Genomic DNA, 14,322 nt, shown 5'->3' on the forward strand with positions numbered 1-14,322 from the left:
AAAGCACTTAAATTTTCCGAAATGTGAAAAAATAACTATCTTTGCACGACTATCTGTCCCTGAAAAAGGAAATAATTAAAAATAATAAATAAAATGCAAAACAAAGGATTAGTAATTTGTGTTGCCGTCTTGCTGACGCTCGCAAGCATTTTCTACTTGTCTTTCTCAGTGGCAACAAGCTACTATGATGGACAAGCTGCGAAGATTAAAGACCCAATTGCACAACAGGATTATAAAGATTCTGTGAAGTATTTGGGCATTTATTCTTATCAAAAGTGTCTGGAGACACAGATTGGTTTAGGTCTTGACCTAAAAGGTGGTATGAATGTTATCCTCGAAATTTCAGTTCCTGATGTCGTTGATGTACTTGCAGACCACAAAACCGATGCTGCTTACGTCAAGTCAATGAAAGAAGCTAAAGAGCAGGAAGCAACGAGTCAAAACGATTTCATTACTCTTTTCATTGATGCGTTCCACAAAAATGCACCTGGTAGAAAGCTTGCAGAAATCTTTGCAACACAACAATTGAAGGGAAAAGTTAGTACACAGAGTTCGGACAAAGATGTAGAAAAAGCTCTTCGTGAAGAAGTTACTGCTTCTATTGACAACTCTTACAACGTAGTTCGCAATCGTATTGACCAATTTGGTGTGGTTCAACCAAATATTCAAAAGTTGGAAGGACAAGAAGGACGCCTTATGGTTGAAATGCCTGGTATTCGTGAACCTGAGCGTATGCGTAAGTTGTTGCAAGGTTCAGCTAACCTTGAATTCTGGGAAACATATAACAATCAAGAAATTGCTCCATATTTATCTCAACTTGATCAACGTTGGGCAAATGGTGAAACAAAGGTTGAGGCTAAAAAAGATAGTACTGCAAATGCTGCTGATGAAAAGCAGACTGTAGAGAAACAACCTGCAGCGAAACTTTCGTTGAAGGGCAATAAGCTTGGCGAAAAGAATGGTAACGATGCACAGTTAACTGCTGCAAGAAAGGAACATCCTTTGCTTTCTATTTTACAACTTACACCTGGCGATGCATTAAGTGTTGTAGGTTATGCAAGTGTACGCGATACAGCTGCTGTTAATAAGATTATTTATAGTCAATTGGCACAACAAGTATTGCCAAGTGATTTGCGCCTTCGTTGGAGTGCAAAACCTGCTGATCACTTACAGCAAAAGAATATATTTGAACTTCACGCTTTAAAGGTTACTACTTCTGATGGTCGCGCTCCATTAGAAGGTGATGTAATTATTGATGCTAAAGATAACTTCGACCAATATGGACGTCCTGAAGTTAGCATGACAATGAATTCTGATGGTGCTCGTCAATGGGCAGCTATTACAAAAGCTAATCTTGGAAAGGCTGTTGCAATTGTGCTTGACGGACTTGTTTATACAGCACCACGCATCAATTCAGAAATTACTGGTGGTAGTTCTTCTATTTCTGGTTCATTTACTATTGAAGATACAAAAGACTTGGCTAATACTTTGAAGTCTGGTCGTATGCCTGCTCCTGCACGTATTGTACAAGAAGAAGTTGTTGGTCCTACACTTGGTGCGCAATCTATTCAACAAGGTCTTTGGTCGTTTGCAATTGCATTCGTACTCTTGATGATTTACATGGTTGTAATGTACGACCTTATTCCTGGTATGTTGGCTAACTGTGCTTTGCTTGCCAACTTGTTCTTTACACTGGGTATTTTAGCTTCGTTCCAATCTGCACTTACTATGCCTGGTATTGCCGGTATCGTGCTTACGCTTGGTACTGCGGTCGATGCAAACGTGCTTATCTATGAACGTATTAAAGAAGAAATGCGAGCTGGAAAAGGTATTAAGGACGCATTAAAAGCTGGTTATAGCAATGCATTCTCTGCTATTTTCGACTCTAACTTCACATCACTCATTACTGGTATAATTCTTCTTGTAACGGGTACAGGTCCTATTCGTGGTTTCGCTACAACTTGGATTATTGGTATTGTTTGCTCATTCTTCACAGCTGTGTTCCTAACACGTCTTGTTTACGAGAATCGTTTGAAGAAAGACAAGTGGTTGCACCAGAAGTTCTATACTTCAATCAGCAAGAATTTGATGCAAAATACAAGCATTAAGTTTATGAGTCTTTACAAGACAACGTTCACACTTTCAGCGATTGTTGCTGTGCTCTTCCTCGTTAGCATCTTCTTCGTAAGAGGTTTGAGCAAGAGTATCGACTTTACTGGTGGTCGCAACTACGTTATCACCCTGAACAAGAAAGTCCATGTTGAGGACGTTCGTAAGATTTTGAGCAATGCATTTGTAAATACAATTGGCGAAAATGCAGGTAAACCAGCAACAACAACTGTAATTGCATTGGGTACAGAAGGTAACACCGTTCGTGTTTCTACCAACTATAACATCGAATCTAACGATCCTGCTGAAGATGATCATGCAGAAACAGTGCTCTACAATGCATTGAAGAAGGGTGGTTTCGTAAGTCAGGCAAATGTAGATAGCTTTAAGAATCCAGATATTCGTGAGGGTGGTTCTATTATCAGTTCTTCGAAAGTAGGTCCTTCAGTAGCGAAAGATATCACACATGGAGCTATTCTAAGTGTTGCTTTAGCGTTGGTATTTATCTTCATTTATATCTTGGTACGCTTCCGCAACCTTGGTTTCTCTGTAGGTTCTGTAGTTGCGTTGGCACTTGATACATTAGTAGTGATAGGTTTCTACTCTGTCTGCTACGGTTGGATAGGTTTCTCTCTCGAAATCGACCAGACATTTATCGGTGCTATTTTGACAGTGATTGGTTACTCTATTAACGATAAAGTGGTTGTGTTCGACCGTATTCGTGAAAACATGCAACTACATCCGAAGATGGATTACCAAACCTTGTTCAACGATTCTATCAATCAAACATTGACACGTACTATCAATACATCGTTCTCTACGTTAATCGTGTTGCTTTCAATCTTTATTCTTGGTGGCGACAGTATTCGTAGCTTTGCATTCGCAATGATTCTCGGTGTATTCTTCGGTACATTGTCTTCAATCTTCATTGCTTCTCCAGTAGCTTACTTAGTATTGGGTAAGAAGCTTGAAAATCGTTTGAAGAACGCTCCTGCGGAAGAATAAACGCAGATACATATAAAAATAGAAGTGGCAGATGCTTTATAAAAGTATCTGTCACTTTTTTTATACTTTCATTTCTATCATATAGCTTGTTTCTTGATAGAAATAATGGAAGAAATCCATTTTATTTTAATAGCAATAAACCATTTCTAACGACTGGATTTTATTGATTAGAAAATTATAATTATACTCCAACAATTTTTTAATTATAATTTTTTATTTTATAATAAAAACTCGTCGGATTTTTAATTATAAATTTTTCTTTTATAATTATATTTTCTTAAACTACTTATTTTTCTTGATCAGACATTTGAACCAAGTGTATTGATACTGCATGATAGAGCTGTTTAAAACGAAAAATTAAAGCAACTAAAATCATTTCATTATCATCGTTGAAATAGGAAATAGGGTGTAAAGATGACTGAAAAAGCGTTCTATATACTCTAAGAAAAAAAATAAAATTCGATAATAGCATTTGCAATAATAAATTGATGAAATATCAAAGTAAATAACTACATTTGCAGTTGCTCATCTTATATTTCTAATAAATAGAATAGAAGAGCTTAAAAATATAGAAATTATCTATTTCAGTGTGTTATAATATATGTTTTGTACAATGTATGTTTACAACCCTGAAAAAGAAGTTTCGCTATATATAGGTTCGTTCATCTTCTCTTTATGGCGATTATTTTATCGATGATAACTGAAGAATGTTGTAGAACTTAATAGTTAAGAAAATATTATTCTATAAAGAATAGGATTTAGATAACAAATGAAAGAGAAAAAAGACGGTAATTGGACAGACTGGTTGATAGATGATAAACATCGTTTAGATGAAGAACATCCTTATGAAGAACCTAAGTCTGAAAGGAGAAAATTTCAAATAAAATTAATAGTTTCAGTAGCTACACTCTTTGTAATGATTTGTCTCATGTTTCCAGGTTACGAATGCTATGAACGTACAATGTTTCCTTTTGGCGACCGTCTGCTTGGTTTGGGATTATTTTTATTTACAGGTTCAGCAATTGTATATGTATGTGTAAACAAGTTAATGTCTGAGGCAAAAAGAGAAAATACAGGATGTTTAATAAAGGTATGTACACCTTTTATTTTATGGTTTTGCTTTCTGTTTTTCTTTTTACTCAATTCTAATTTAGGCAAAAAGATAACAAGAAAAGAACTTGCTTCAGTAACAGAAATAGATAATCCTATTACTTCTCCGTTAGCATTTGGCTATGTCTTGACACCTATTTCATCAAGCAACTGTGCCAAGTATTGGGATGTAGAATGGAAGAAAGACGAAACAAAATCATATTGCTTGGTTACCATTTATGAAGGTTTCTTTGGGTTAGAAGTGCTTGACGAGGTTCTGCAAAAGAATATACGTAAGTAATTTCTTATTATCATCCCACGTTCAAGAAAGCACTAAAAGCTAACAAATGGTTAAAAAAAGTGTATAGAAATAAGAAAAAAGAAGCATATAGTATAAACTTTCGTTTCTTAGTACTAATATTTTTTAACCTCCTTTGTTTTGAAATGTCGGAAATTAGGGCTATCTTTGCAAAAGATTAATGAAATAATAATTAAGCGGTTATAGAATTCTAGCATAGAGACTATGTTGGGATTCTGTCTTTTTTATATTCATATTGAAAAGCGTATAAACAAAAAAAATAAAGATTATGTCTTACATGTCACAAGATGGCTACGATAAACTCGTGGCTGAACTGCAACGTTTAGAAGCAGTAGAACGTCCAAAGGCATCGGCAGCAATTGCAGAAGCAGCCGATAAGGGCGATTTAAGCGAAAATTCAGAGTACGATGCAGCAAAAGAAGCACAGGCACATCTCGAAGCTAAGATTACCGAGATGAAGATGACCATAGCACAGGCAAAAATTGTGGATACATCGCGTTTGAGCAACGAAGCTGTTCAAATTATGTCTACTGTACAAATGACTAATTTGGGTAATAACTCAAAAATGGAATATACCATCGTTAGTGAATCGGAAGCAAACCTGAAGCAAGGAAAGATTTCTATTAAGACTCCTATTGCGCAAGGATTGCTCAATAAGAAAGTAGGCGACGAGGTAGAAATAGAAATTCCACGTGGTAAAATAAAGTTGAGAGTAGATAAAATCTCTATCAATCTTTAAGGTTTAAAACTAAAAAAACGGCTATGACAATATTCTCAAAGATTGCAGCTGGCGAAATACCAAGCTATAAGTGCGCAGAAAACGATAAGTTTTATGCTTTCCTCGATATAAATCCAGTTGGAAAAGCACATACGTTAGTAATTCCTCGTAAGGAAATTGACTACATTTTTGATATGGAAGACGAAGATTTGGCAGCGTTCCAGCTCTTTGCGAAGAAAGTTGCCCGTGCCATCAAGATTGCTTTCCCTTGTAAGAAAGTTGCGCAAATCGTGTTAGGCCTCGAAGTAGACCATGCACATATTCATTTGTTGCCAATCAATAAGGAAGGCGATGTAGACTTCCATAAACATATTGAACTGTCGGTAGAAGAGCAAACAGAGATTGCTGCTAAAATCTTTAAAGCTTTTCAAGAGATAGACTAAACCAATTTTACAAGAAGTAGAATAAACAAGCAAACGAGTATATATACAATGTGTATATCCTCGTTTGTTGGTATAAGGAAACTTATGAGAGAGATAAAAGATGATAATTGGATAGACTGGTTGAAAGATAATGAGCATAGTCGGAAGCTGTTCAAAAAATCAAAATGGAATTCTAAGACAGCTGTGATAGGAGCAATTCTACTTTTTATAGCTATCTTCTATGCACTGCTTTTTATTTGTTATCAAGGCTATGTCTATTACGCAAACACTATATTTCCATTCTATTTTCCACTCTCTTGGTACTTAATAGGGGTTGGACTTCTTGCGATTTGCACAAGTTGTTGCATTATTGCAATAATAAAGAAATATAGAAACAGCACAAATAAGTTTGGTTACTTTTTACAATTTGCTTTTGAAGCTTGGTTCGGCATATTATTTAGTGCTGGCATAATTTTCTTTCTTGTATTTTTCTCTAATTCTTATTTTGGCTCGAGTCAGTCAGAAAGTCAAGTCGCAATCATAGCAGAAAAGAAAATAAAGAAATATTACCACCAACCGGCTGCTATTGAACAATATTTGCTCTATCTTCCTCAAAACAAAACATACGTAAAATATTATACCTTCTTGTATTATAATGATGAAATAGGACAAAAATATCAGCTTTACACGCATAAGGGACTCTTTGGTTGGCATGTTGCAGATAGTCTGAAGGAAATACATGAATGGGAATAAAAGGTTAATCTAAGGTAAATATAATAACATCGGGAATGTGTTAATGGCACATTCCCGATGTTATTATAAAAGCTTTTATCCCAATTGAATAGACAGAAACGTTTATTCGCATCGTTTTGTTTACGATATTATAGTTGAGCTTAGATTCTTTTAACGCTCGTTTCGAACTAAATAAATTCTTCGCCCTTCTTCAGTTGTGCTTCGTTTACATATTTTCTTATCAAAGCCGAAGAATTTTCTTTCTTACAAATGAGTAGCACATTGTCTCTTTCAGCTACAATAAATCCATCAAGTCCGTTAAGAACAGCAAACTTTCCGTCGGGAAGTTTAACGATATTATTGCTCGATTCATCGAACAAAATATCGCCGCTTGCCACTACATTGTCGTCTTTTCCACGACTTTTAGACTCGTACATACCATGCCATGTGCCCAAATCCACCCAACCAAAGTCACATTTCAGCACATGTACATCCTTAGATTTCTCCAGCACACCATAGTCTATTGACATATTTGGGAACGCAGGAAAGAGCTGTTGAGCGAACTTTTCCTCGTCTTCCATATCGAAATCTTGCAACGAAGCATCGAAGTCTATCTGTGCAACAGAAAGACTTTGCTGCAGACTTTCCTTTAGAAACTTTACGTTTCCTAAGTACATTCCCGTGTTCCAAAGCCATTCATTACTGTCTACAAACATTTGTGCGAACTCTGCATCGGGCTTTTCTGTAAATGCCTTTACCTTATATATATCGTCCATTGTGCTTGCACTACCTTTTTGGATATACCCATATGCTGTTTCTGCACGTGTAGGTTGTACACCCAAAGCCAGCAAACAATCGTGCGTGGCAATAAAGTTCAGTCCTTCTTCAATACTATTTTTAAATGCTTCCGGCTTCATTATACTTTGGTCGGAAGGCGATATAATAATATTTGCACGGCTATTTAGCTTCGAAATACGACGTGCTGCCCACGCTACACTTGGTGCTGTGTTTCTATAAGTAGGTTCAGAAATAATGTTATTTCCTGCTACTTCTGGCAGCTGTTCACGTACAATGTCGTAATACAACAAGCTTGTTACAATGAATATATTATCTTTCGGAACAATATTAAGAAAGCGATCGTAAGTTTGTTGCAGCTGTGTTCGCCCCTCACTGAAGAAGTCTATAAACTGCTTAGGATACTTTTCTCTACTCACTGGCCACAATCTCTTACCTTTTCCGCCTGCTAAGATTACGCAGTAACTATTATTATCCATTCTTTCCATAGATGTATAGATTTTCATTTGATATAGTTCAAAGGTATTCAAATAATTTCTAATTTACAAATATACAATCTATAAATAAACATATTTCTTACTTATTTATCCCATTTTCGTAAAAAAACTATAACTTTGCAGTGCCAATAGGTTTGTTAGATCGAATTTCTACCGAGTTATACTGAAGAAATGAATAGTTTTAAGAAAGTATCTTTGCTAATGATGATATTAGTATGTTTTTGCTGTCAGGCAAAGGCATACGTTTCATTGAATGATACTATCAAGCAAGTATATTCAAGAGGAATGGTCGATAGTTTAGGCATTATTGCCGATTCAAGTTCCGTTCTTGAGAAGGTAGGAAATACGCTCGACCATATTAGCAACACTCGTTTCCACAAAATTATATATACCAGTGCGCCGCTTATTGTAAACGGTCTTATAGTAAAAGGGCAGAATAAGCATTTCCGTGGTTTAAGAAACGATTATTTACCAGAGTTTGATAGAAGCTTAGATAACTATACTCAGTATCTTCCTGCAGCCGTTATGGTTGGCTTAAAGTTAGGCGGTGTAGAAGGAAGAAGTAGCTGGGGACGAATGCTTATCTCCGATGTGATGTCGATAGCGCTAATGGCTGGTATTGTAAATTCGCTGAAATATTCCACTAAAGTAGAGCGTCCAGATGGCTCAGACCGATTCTCTTTCCCCTCAGGACATACTGCAACAGCCTTCATGACGGCTACAATGTTGGCCAAAGAGTATGGCTTTCGAAGTCCATGGGTGGGCATTGGAGCCTATACTGTAGCCTCTGCAACAGGTCTTATGCGTATGGCTAACAATAAACACTGGCTGAGTGATGTGCTAACAGGGGCAGGAATAGGTATCGTTTCTACGGAATTAGGCTACTATTTTGCCGATTTGATATTTAAAAAACGAGGGTTGAACGCGATAAACGTACAAGAAACGTTCGATAAGATGCAGAAACCGACCTTCCTTAGTCTTAATTTCCTCATCAGTTTGCCCTTAGCTTCCTATCCAATTGGGAAGAATTCGGAGTTCAAAGTATCCTCTGGTTGTACTTCATCAGTCGAAGGTGCTTACTTCTTTAACCCTTATATTGGTGCCGGTGGAAGATTTTCGGTAACTCGTACTTCGGTTATTGTAAACGAAGTTAAAGCAGAAAACAATGTTTTCGATACATGGAAATTAAGCGGTGGCGCTTATTTCTCTTATCCGCTATCAGCGCGTTGGCTTGTTGGAAGTAAACTTTTGGCAGAACGTGTATATTATCCGAATCTACAGCTAACGAACTATTTAATTGATTCGCAACACGGAATAGGTTTCGGTACAGGTGTTTCGCTAACATTCAGAGCCCGCCAGCGTTACGGAGTTCGCTTTCTTTTAGATTACGACCTACTGTCTTATCGTGCGAAAGGAGAACGCACTTGCGTTCATTCATTGGCATTAGGTTCTTCCTTTCTCATAACTTTTTAGGCACAATAGTGCAGCGAAACGGTGTGCGCAATCCATCTTTGAGGGTTGTCCAACGCTTTCTTAATCTTGAAGAAACCTCGAACCGATAATGAAAAACACGTAACATTACACCCTAAAACAAAAGTAGTAACACATCATAATAATCCCTTTAATTTTGTAAAGATAATTGCAGGGTAAAGTCGTTGAATTGGTTTTGCGTTGCAATAGTGCCTATTTTACAGCGCAAAACAGGCACTTTTATCGTGCAAAATAGGCTCTTTTGCGATGTAAAATAGACTCTATTTCAACGTGTTGAAAACAAGATGGTTACGCAATATTATTCCTTGTAATAAATATTTACACTTTTATAGCCTCCTCCTTGCCTACAATACAAACTTTAAAAGCACTATTAACCCAACTTCTTTTAATAAATCGGAGCAAGCGAAAAAGCACTCATTCTTTTTCGTTTATGGTGGAAAAAGCAATGAAACTTCTTTATTTCTCCGACAATTTTTTGTATTTTTGTCCTCATAAAGCATTACCAACTATGGAAAAACTTATCCACTATGTGTGGAAACACAAACTATTTCCGCTGGCACAACTCGCTACTACAGATGGTCAATCGGTAGAAGTGATAGATGCAGGGCTGCCCAATAGTAATGCAGGACCCGACTTTTTCAATGCAAAAGTAAAGATAAACGGAACGCTTTGGGTGGGTAATGTGGAGATACACGATAAGTCTTCCGATTGGTTTACGCATGGACACGACACCGATGCCCATTATAACAATGTTGTATTGCATGTGGTGGAGCATGCCGACATGACTGTAACGAAACAGAATGGCGATACTCCGCCACAGCTTGTACTACCTGTTCCCGAATCAGTAAAGCAACATTACGCAGAATTACTCACCGCCGATGCCTATCCACCATGCTATAAAATAGTGCCCGAACTATCGAAACTAATGATTCATTCGTGGCTGAGTGCATTGCAAACTGAACGATTGGAACAACGCACAATAGCTATAACAGAACGGCTGAAAGCCTGCGATGGCAATTGGGAAGTTGCCTACTTTGTATCGCTGGCACGCAACTTTGGCTTCGGAATAAATGGCGATGCTTTCGAACAATGGGCAAAGGCCATTCCGTTTCAAGCTGTGGCTCATCACCGCAACGACCTTTTCCAGATTGAAACAATCTTTATGGGACAGGCAGGATTGCTGAATGTTGATACATTACCTAAGCAACACCGCGACAAAGCCATTGCCGATGAATACTTTCAGCACCTACAAAGCGAATACAAATACTTAGCACACAAGTTCTCGCTCACGCCTATGGACGCACAACAATGGCGCTTCCTAAGGTTGCGACCGCAAAATTTTCCATACATTCGCATCGCACAGTTGGCGCAACTCTACTATAATCGACAATCGGGGTTGGGCGAACTGTTAGACTGTACGACCATAAAAGAGGTGGAAGAATTGTTGCAAACAAAGGTAACCCCCTATTGGGAAACACACTATACCTTCGGTGGCAACGACAGCAAGCAGTCGAATAAAAACCTATCAAAGGCATCGTTAGAACTTATTATTATCAATACGGTTGTGCCAATCCTATTCGCTTATGGCCGATATAGAATGTCTGAAAAACTCTGCGATCGTGCTTTTGCATTCTTGGAAGCTTTGAAAGCAGAGAACAATCACATTGTAAGAATGTGGAAAGAGGTGGGACTTACAGTGGAAACAGCTGGCGATTCGCAAGCGTTGATACAATTAAAGAAAGATTATTGCGACCGTAAGGAATGCTTACGTTGCCGAATTGGATACGAATACTTAAAGCAAAAGAAACAAGAACAATGAGAAAGAACACGAAATACATATACGAAACCCGTATGGAGGTGCGCGACTATGAGTGCGATATTCAAGGTATTGTGAACAATGCTAACTACTTGCATTACACAGAACATACACGACACCGCTTTATTTTGTCGCTTGGTGTTAGCTTTTCAAAGTTGCACGAGCAGGGCATCGACCCTGTTGTGGCACGCATGAACTTAGAGTATAAAACACCGTTGACCTGCGACGACGAGTTCATATCGCGATTAGCACTTAGAAAAGATGGCATTCGTTACATCTTTTCACACGATATTTACCGAGCAAGCGACGAACGTTTGTGCTTCCACGCCGATGTTACGCTCGTTATATTGATAAATGGAAAGTTGGGAGAAAGCAAGGAATACAACGAGGCTTTCGCACCTTTCTTGGAACAAGAGTAGAGGTATAGGAATAAAAACAAACAGAAACCATGAAACAAGAACACCTCTACGCCATTGCATTAACGCGCACAAGTGGATTTAATCTGCCTGCCTTGCTCGAACTGTACCAAAAAGCTGGTTCGGCAACAGCGGTTTACGAACATCGAAACAACATACGCGACCTATTGCCAGATGCATCACAACATCTTGTAGACGGGCTGAAAAGCATTGACAATATGTTGTCTTTTGCCGAACACGAACTACAGTACGACGAGCAACATGGCATAGAAGTGCTTTGCTATAACGACGATAACTATCCGCAACGCATGCGCGAATGTGCCGATGCACCATTGGTTCTGTACAAGCGTGGTAATGCTAATCTGAACAAACAACGCACGTTGAACATCATAGGCACACGTAATTGCACTCAGTATGGGCGTGATTTGATTCGTGTTTTCATACGTGAACTGAAGTCAATCTGTCCCGATGCACTTATTATAAGCGGCCTTGCGTATGGCGTAGACATCTGTGCGCATCGTGAAAGTATAGCCTATGGATTAGATACTGTGGGTGTTGTGGCACATGGATTAGACACCATCTATCCACGAATGCATACAGAAACGGCAAGAGAAATGTGCGAACAAGGTGGTGGAATCCTTACCGAATACCCCATAAAGACACAGCCTGTACCTAAAAACTTCGTACAACGCAACCGCATCGTGGCTGGTTGTGCCGACGCAACCTTGCTTATTGAATCGGCAAACAAGGGCGGAGGGCTCATAACATGTAGCATAGCGCACAGCTATAGCAGGGAAGTGTTTGCCTTTCCAGGCCCTATTGGAGCGGAATATAGCGAGGGTTGCAACAATTTGATACGCGATAATGGTGCAAGTCTGGTTACTTCGGCTTACGATTTTGTGAAGGCAATGAACTGGGACAACGATATAAAACTTGAAAAAGCACAACAAAGAGGTATCGAACGTTCGCTTTTTCCCGATCTAAACGACGACGAACAAACGATAGTAAAAGCACTACAAAAGCAGAATGACCTGCAAATTAACATGCTTTCCGTACAAACTAATCTGCCGATGGCCCGCCTTATGGCCTTGCTTTTCGAACTCGAAATGAAAGGAATAGTGAGGACAGTAGCAGGTGGTTGCTACCATTTGTTAGAATATTAAAACTACTTTTGAAGAACGGAATAATTTGTAAAGGGGGATAAATTAAGGCATTCCCACCATTCGAACATAGTTTTCCACCACTTCAGCCTGTGCCTGATAGAAAGCCTTTTGGTCTATCTCGCTAGCAGCAACCACCTCTTCTAAGCTGGCAGATAGGTTCTGCATCTCCCAAGTAATAGAGTATTTCGCTGCTTTTCGGGCTGCAATACACTTCTCTAACTCGTATTTTGCATGCGGTTTATCGGTGTTAAACAAAAGGTTAGCAACCTTAAAGCGCAGCCTTTGGCGGTATTTTTCTTCTCGTTGTGTGGCTATTGCCCGTGTCAGTAGGGCTATTTTAAGTTGCTTTTCGGTTATTAACTCTGCCAAATCTTGGTAAAGATACGACTTGTGGTGCCTTTTTAGTAAGTGCCGATAGATGTTAATGGCCTTTTCACGCTTCCCCATTATCGTGTAAATCGTAGCTTTATGACGTTGGTTATTAAGGTTATAAGGGCTGTGTTTTAGCGCTTCGGCAAGAATAGGGGCGGCCTTTAGCGCCATTTCAACAGTTGGTTTGCTCTCCAATTCCTTAAATACTTTGTCTACAACACGCATTCCTAACGACTGAACAGGGTGGCCGTTGCTCTCTGTCATCAGCCAATCGTCGTCCGTTAGCTTCCCTATGACACCCCAATTAGATACAAAATCGAGAATAGAGAAGGTTGTACTATGGTCGTAAACAAACATAGCGGCACGCAAAAGAGTAGCTTGCCCACGCAAAGAACTATCGTCCATGGTTGGATAAAGGCGCATTAAGCTTTGGAATATCTTGTATGCTTCCTCCAAGCAGCGCTGCTGATAACGTAGCTTCATAATGTCTACGCCCACCCAAAACATAGCTATCGTGGTGTAATGTCCCTTATGTGACGCATACATAGGACGGATAGCGTTGTACGCTTCCTCTATTTTGCCCTGTTTTCTTAGTTCAAATACGTCTTTCACTTCCATAGTATTACTCCTTTCTACATATTGTTTAGATATGACAAAGATAGCAAAAAATATTTACGAAACATAATTCCAGGCATAAAAAACAGTAATTATGAATTAAAGATAGTATCTTTGTCGGCAAAATAAAACGTATGAAATATTTATTGGTATCGGATATTCATGGCTGCCGTCCTGCCTTAGAAACAGTGTTAAAGTTCTACGACGAGCAGCAATGCGATATGCTTTGCATATTGGGAGATATATTAAACTATGGTCCGCGTAACTCTATTCCAGAGGGACTCGACCCCAAAGGCATTGTAGAAATGCTGAATGAGCGTGCTAAGAATATTGTTGCTATTCGTGGAAACTGCGATGGCGAGGTCGATCAAATGCTGCTTCACTTCCCTGTTCTTGGTGATTATCTATTGTTAGTAGACGAGGGAAAGAAGCTGTTCCTTACACATGGACACGTATATAATAAGGAGAAGATGCCACAAGGACATTTCGATGCTGTTGTCTATGGACATACACACCTGTGGGAAATCACCCCTCAAGCAGGCACACTCATTTGCAATACGGGTTCCATAACATTTCCAAAGGGAGGCAATGTAGCCACCTTCATGACGTATGAAGGGGGAACTTTTACAGTCTACGATATGGAAGGAAAGGTCTTAAAGCAATATACGCTGTAACGAAACGTTTTTTATTGTGATCATAATGAAGACGAAGAGGGTGTGTCAAAATTGATACATCCTCTTTTTATTCTTCCTTTACCTTGTCT

Annotated in this window: 12 protein-coding genes; 10 read left to right on the forward strand and 2 right to left on the reverse strand. The window is 38.8% G+C overall.

The window, feature by feature from the left end; all coding sequences use genetic code 11:
- Positions 1–93 precede the first annotated feature (93 nt).
- From secDF to HXN26_RS06180, 5 genes are all read left to right on the forward strand, one after another.
- On the forward strand, positions 94–3,114 hold the full coding sequence (gene secDF / locus HXN26_RS06160; protein WP_273159616.1) for a protein translocase subunit SecDF: 3,021 nt from the start codon (positions 94–96) through the stop codon (positions 3,112–3,114).
- 769 nt (positions 3,115–3,883) lie between these two features.
- Positions 3,884–4,504, forward strand: coding sequence for a hypothetical protein (locus HXN26_RS06165; protein ID WP_273159618.1), 621 nt, complete (start codon positions 3,884–3,886; stop codon positions 4,502–4,504).
- 286 nt (positions 4,505–4,790) lie between these two features.
- The gene (gene greA, locus HXN26_RS06170) at positions 4,791–5,261 is read left to right on the forward strand and encodes a transcription elongation factor GreA (RefSeq protein WP_028905904.1); all 471 of its coding nucleotides are present in this window, start codon (positions 4,791–4,793) and stop codon (positions 5,259–5,261) included.
- Positions 5,262–5,284: 23 nt separating this feature from the next.
- Complete coding sequence (locus tag HXN26_RS06175; protein ID WP_024999861.1) at positions 5,285–5,683, forward strand: HIT family protein; 399 nt, start codon at positions 5,285–5,287, stop codon at positions 5,681–5,683.
- Positions 5,684–5,767: 84 nt separating this feature from the next.
- A complete protein-coding gene (locus HXN26_RS06180; RefSeq protein WP_273159628.1) occupies positions 5,768–6,415 on the forward strand; it encodes a beta-carotene 15,15'-monooxygenase in 648 nt (215 codons plus the stop codon).
- 167 nt (positions 6,416–6,582) lie between these two features.
- On the opposite strand, the gene HXN26_RS06185 is transcribed toward HXN26_RS06180, so the two are convergent.
- Complete coding sequence (locus tag HXN26_RS06185; RefSeq protein ID WP_273159643.1) at positions 6,583–7,677, reverse strand: mannose-1-phosphate guanylyltransferase; 1,095 nt, start codon at positions 7,675–7,677, stop codon at positions 6,583–6,585.
- Positions 7,678–7,887: 210 nt separating this feature from the next.
- Between HXN26_RS06185 and HXN26_RS06190 the strand changes: the two genes are divergently transcribed.
- From HXN26_RS06190 to dprA, 4 genes are all read left to right on the forward strand, one after another.
- Positions 7,888–9,159: a phosphatase PAP2 family protein gene (locus HXN26_RS06190; RefSeq protein ID WP_273159630.1), complete on the forward strand. Its 1,272-nt coding sequence runs from the start codon at positions 7,888–7,890 to the stop codon at positions 9,157–9,159.
- Between the two features lie 526 nt (positions 9,160–9,685).
- Positions 9,686–10,996, forward strand: coding sequence for a DUF2851 family protein (locus HXN26_RS06195; protein WP_273159632.1), 1,311 nt, complete (start codon positions 9,686–9,688; stop codon positions 10,994–10,996).
- Positions 10,993–11,412 (forward strand): acyl-CoA thioesterase, encoded by a 420-nt coding sequence (locus HXN26_RS06200; protein ID WP_273159635.1) that lies wholly within the window; start codon positions 10,993–10,995, stop codon positions 11,410–11,412. The genes HXN26_RS06195 and HXN26_RS06200 overlap by 4 nt, the downstream gene beginning before the upstream one ends.
- A 29-nt stretch (positions 11,413–11,441) precedes the next feature.
- Positions 11,442–12,572: a DNA-processing protein DprA gene (dprA, locus tag HXN26_RS06205; RefSeq protein ID WP_273159637.1), complete on the forward strand. Its 1,131-nt coding sequence runs from the start codon at positions 11,442–11,444 to the stop codon at positions 12,570–12,572.
- Between the two features lie 42 nt (positions 12,573–12,614).
- On the opposite strand, the gene HXN26_RS06210 is transcribed toward dprA, so the two are convergent.
- Positions 12,615–13,562, reverse strand: coding sequence for a tetratricopeptide repeat protein (locus tag HXN26_RS06210; protein ID WP_273159639.1), 948 nt, complete (start codon positions 13,560–13,562; stop codon positions 12,615–12,617).
- Between the two features lie 131 nt (positions 13,563–13,693).
- On the opposite strand from HXN26_RS06210, the gene yfcE reads away from it, so the two are divergent.
- A complete protein-coding gene (gene yfcE / locus HXN26_RS06215) occupies positions 13,694–14,233 on the forward strand; it encodes a phosphodiesterase (protein WP_273159641.1) in 540 nt (179 codons plus the stop codon).
- Positions 14,234–14,322: the final 89 nt, after the last annotated feature.

It is taken from the genome of Prevotella aurantiaca, assembly GCF_015262605.1.
GTDB lineage: Bacteria > Bacteroidota > Bacteroidia > Bacteroidales > Bacteroidaceae > Prevotella > Prevotella aurantiaca.

Excerpts from the sequence above, each read along its gene's own strand:
- secDF (WP_273159616.1), top strand. The coding sequence starts at position 94 with ATGCAAAACAAAGGATTAGTAATTTGTGTTGCCGTCTTGCTGACGCTC.
- HXN26_RS06165 (WP_273159618.1), top strand. The coding sequence starts at position 3,884 with ATGAAAGAGAAAAAAGACGGTAATTGGACAGACTGGTTGATAGATGAT.
- greA (WP_028905904.1), top strand. The coding sequence starts at position 4,791 with ATGTCTTACATGTCACAAGATGGCTACGATAAACTCGTGGCTGAACTG.
- HXN26_RS06175 (WP_024999861.1), top strand. The coding sequence starts at position 5,285 with ATGACAATATTCTCAAAGATTGCAGCTGGCGAAATACCAAGCTATAAG.
- HXN26_RS06180 (WP_273159628.1), top strand. The coding sequence starts at position 5,768 with ATGAGAGAGATAAAAGATGATAATTGGATAGACTGGTTGAAAGATAAT.
- HXN26_RS06185 (WP_273159643.1), bottom strand. The coding sequence starts at position 7,677 with ATGGAAAGAATGGATAATAATAGTTACTGCGTAATCTTAGCAGGCGGA.
- HXN26_RS06190 (WP_273159630.1), top strand. The coding sequence starts at position 7,888 with ATGATGATATTAGTATGTTTTTGCTGTCAGGCAAAGGCATACGTTTCA.
- HXN26_RS06195 (WP_273159632.1), top strand. The coding sequence starts at position 9,686 with ATGGAAAAACTTATCCACTATGTGTGGAAACACAAACTATTTCCGCTG.
- HXN26_RS06200 (WP_273159635.1), top strand. The coding sequence starts at position 10,993 with ATGAGAAAGAACACGAAATACATATACGAAACCCGTATGGAGGTGCGC.
- dprA (WP_273159637.1), top strand. The coding sequence starts at position 11,442 with ATGAAACAAGAACACCTCTACGCCATTGCATTAACGCGCACAAGTGGA.
- HXN26_RS06210 (WP_273159639.1), bottom strand. The coding sequence starts at position 13,562 with ATGGAAGTGAAAGACGTATTTGAACTAAGAAAACAGGGCAAAATAGAG.
- yfcE (WP_273159641.1), top strand. The coding sequence starts at position 13,694 with ATGAAATATTTATTGGTATCGGATATTCATGGCTGCCGTCCTGCCTTA.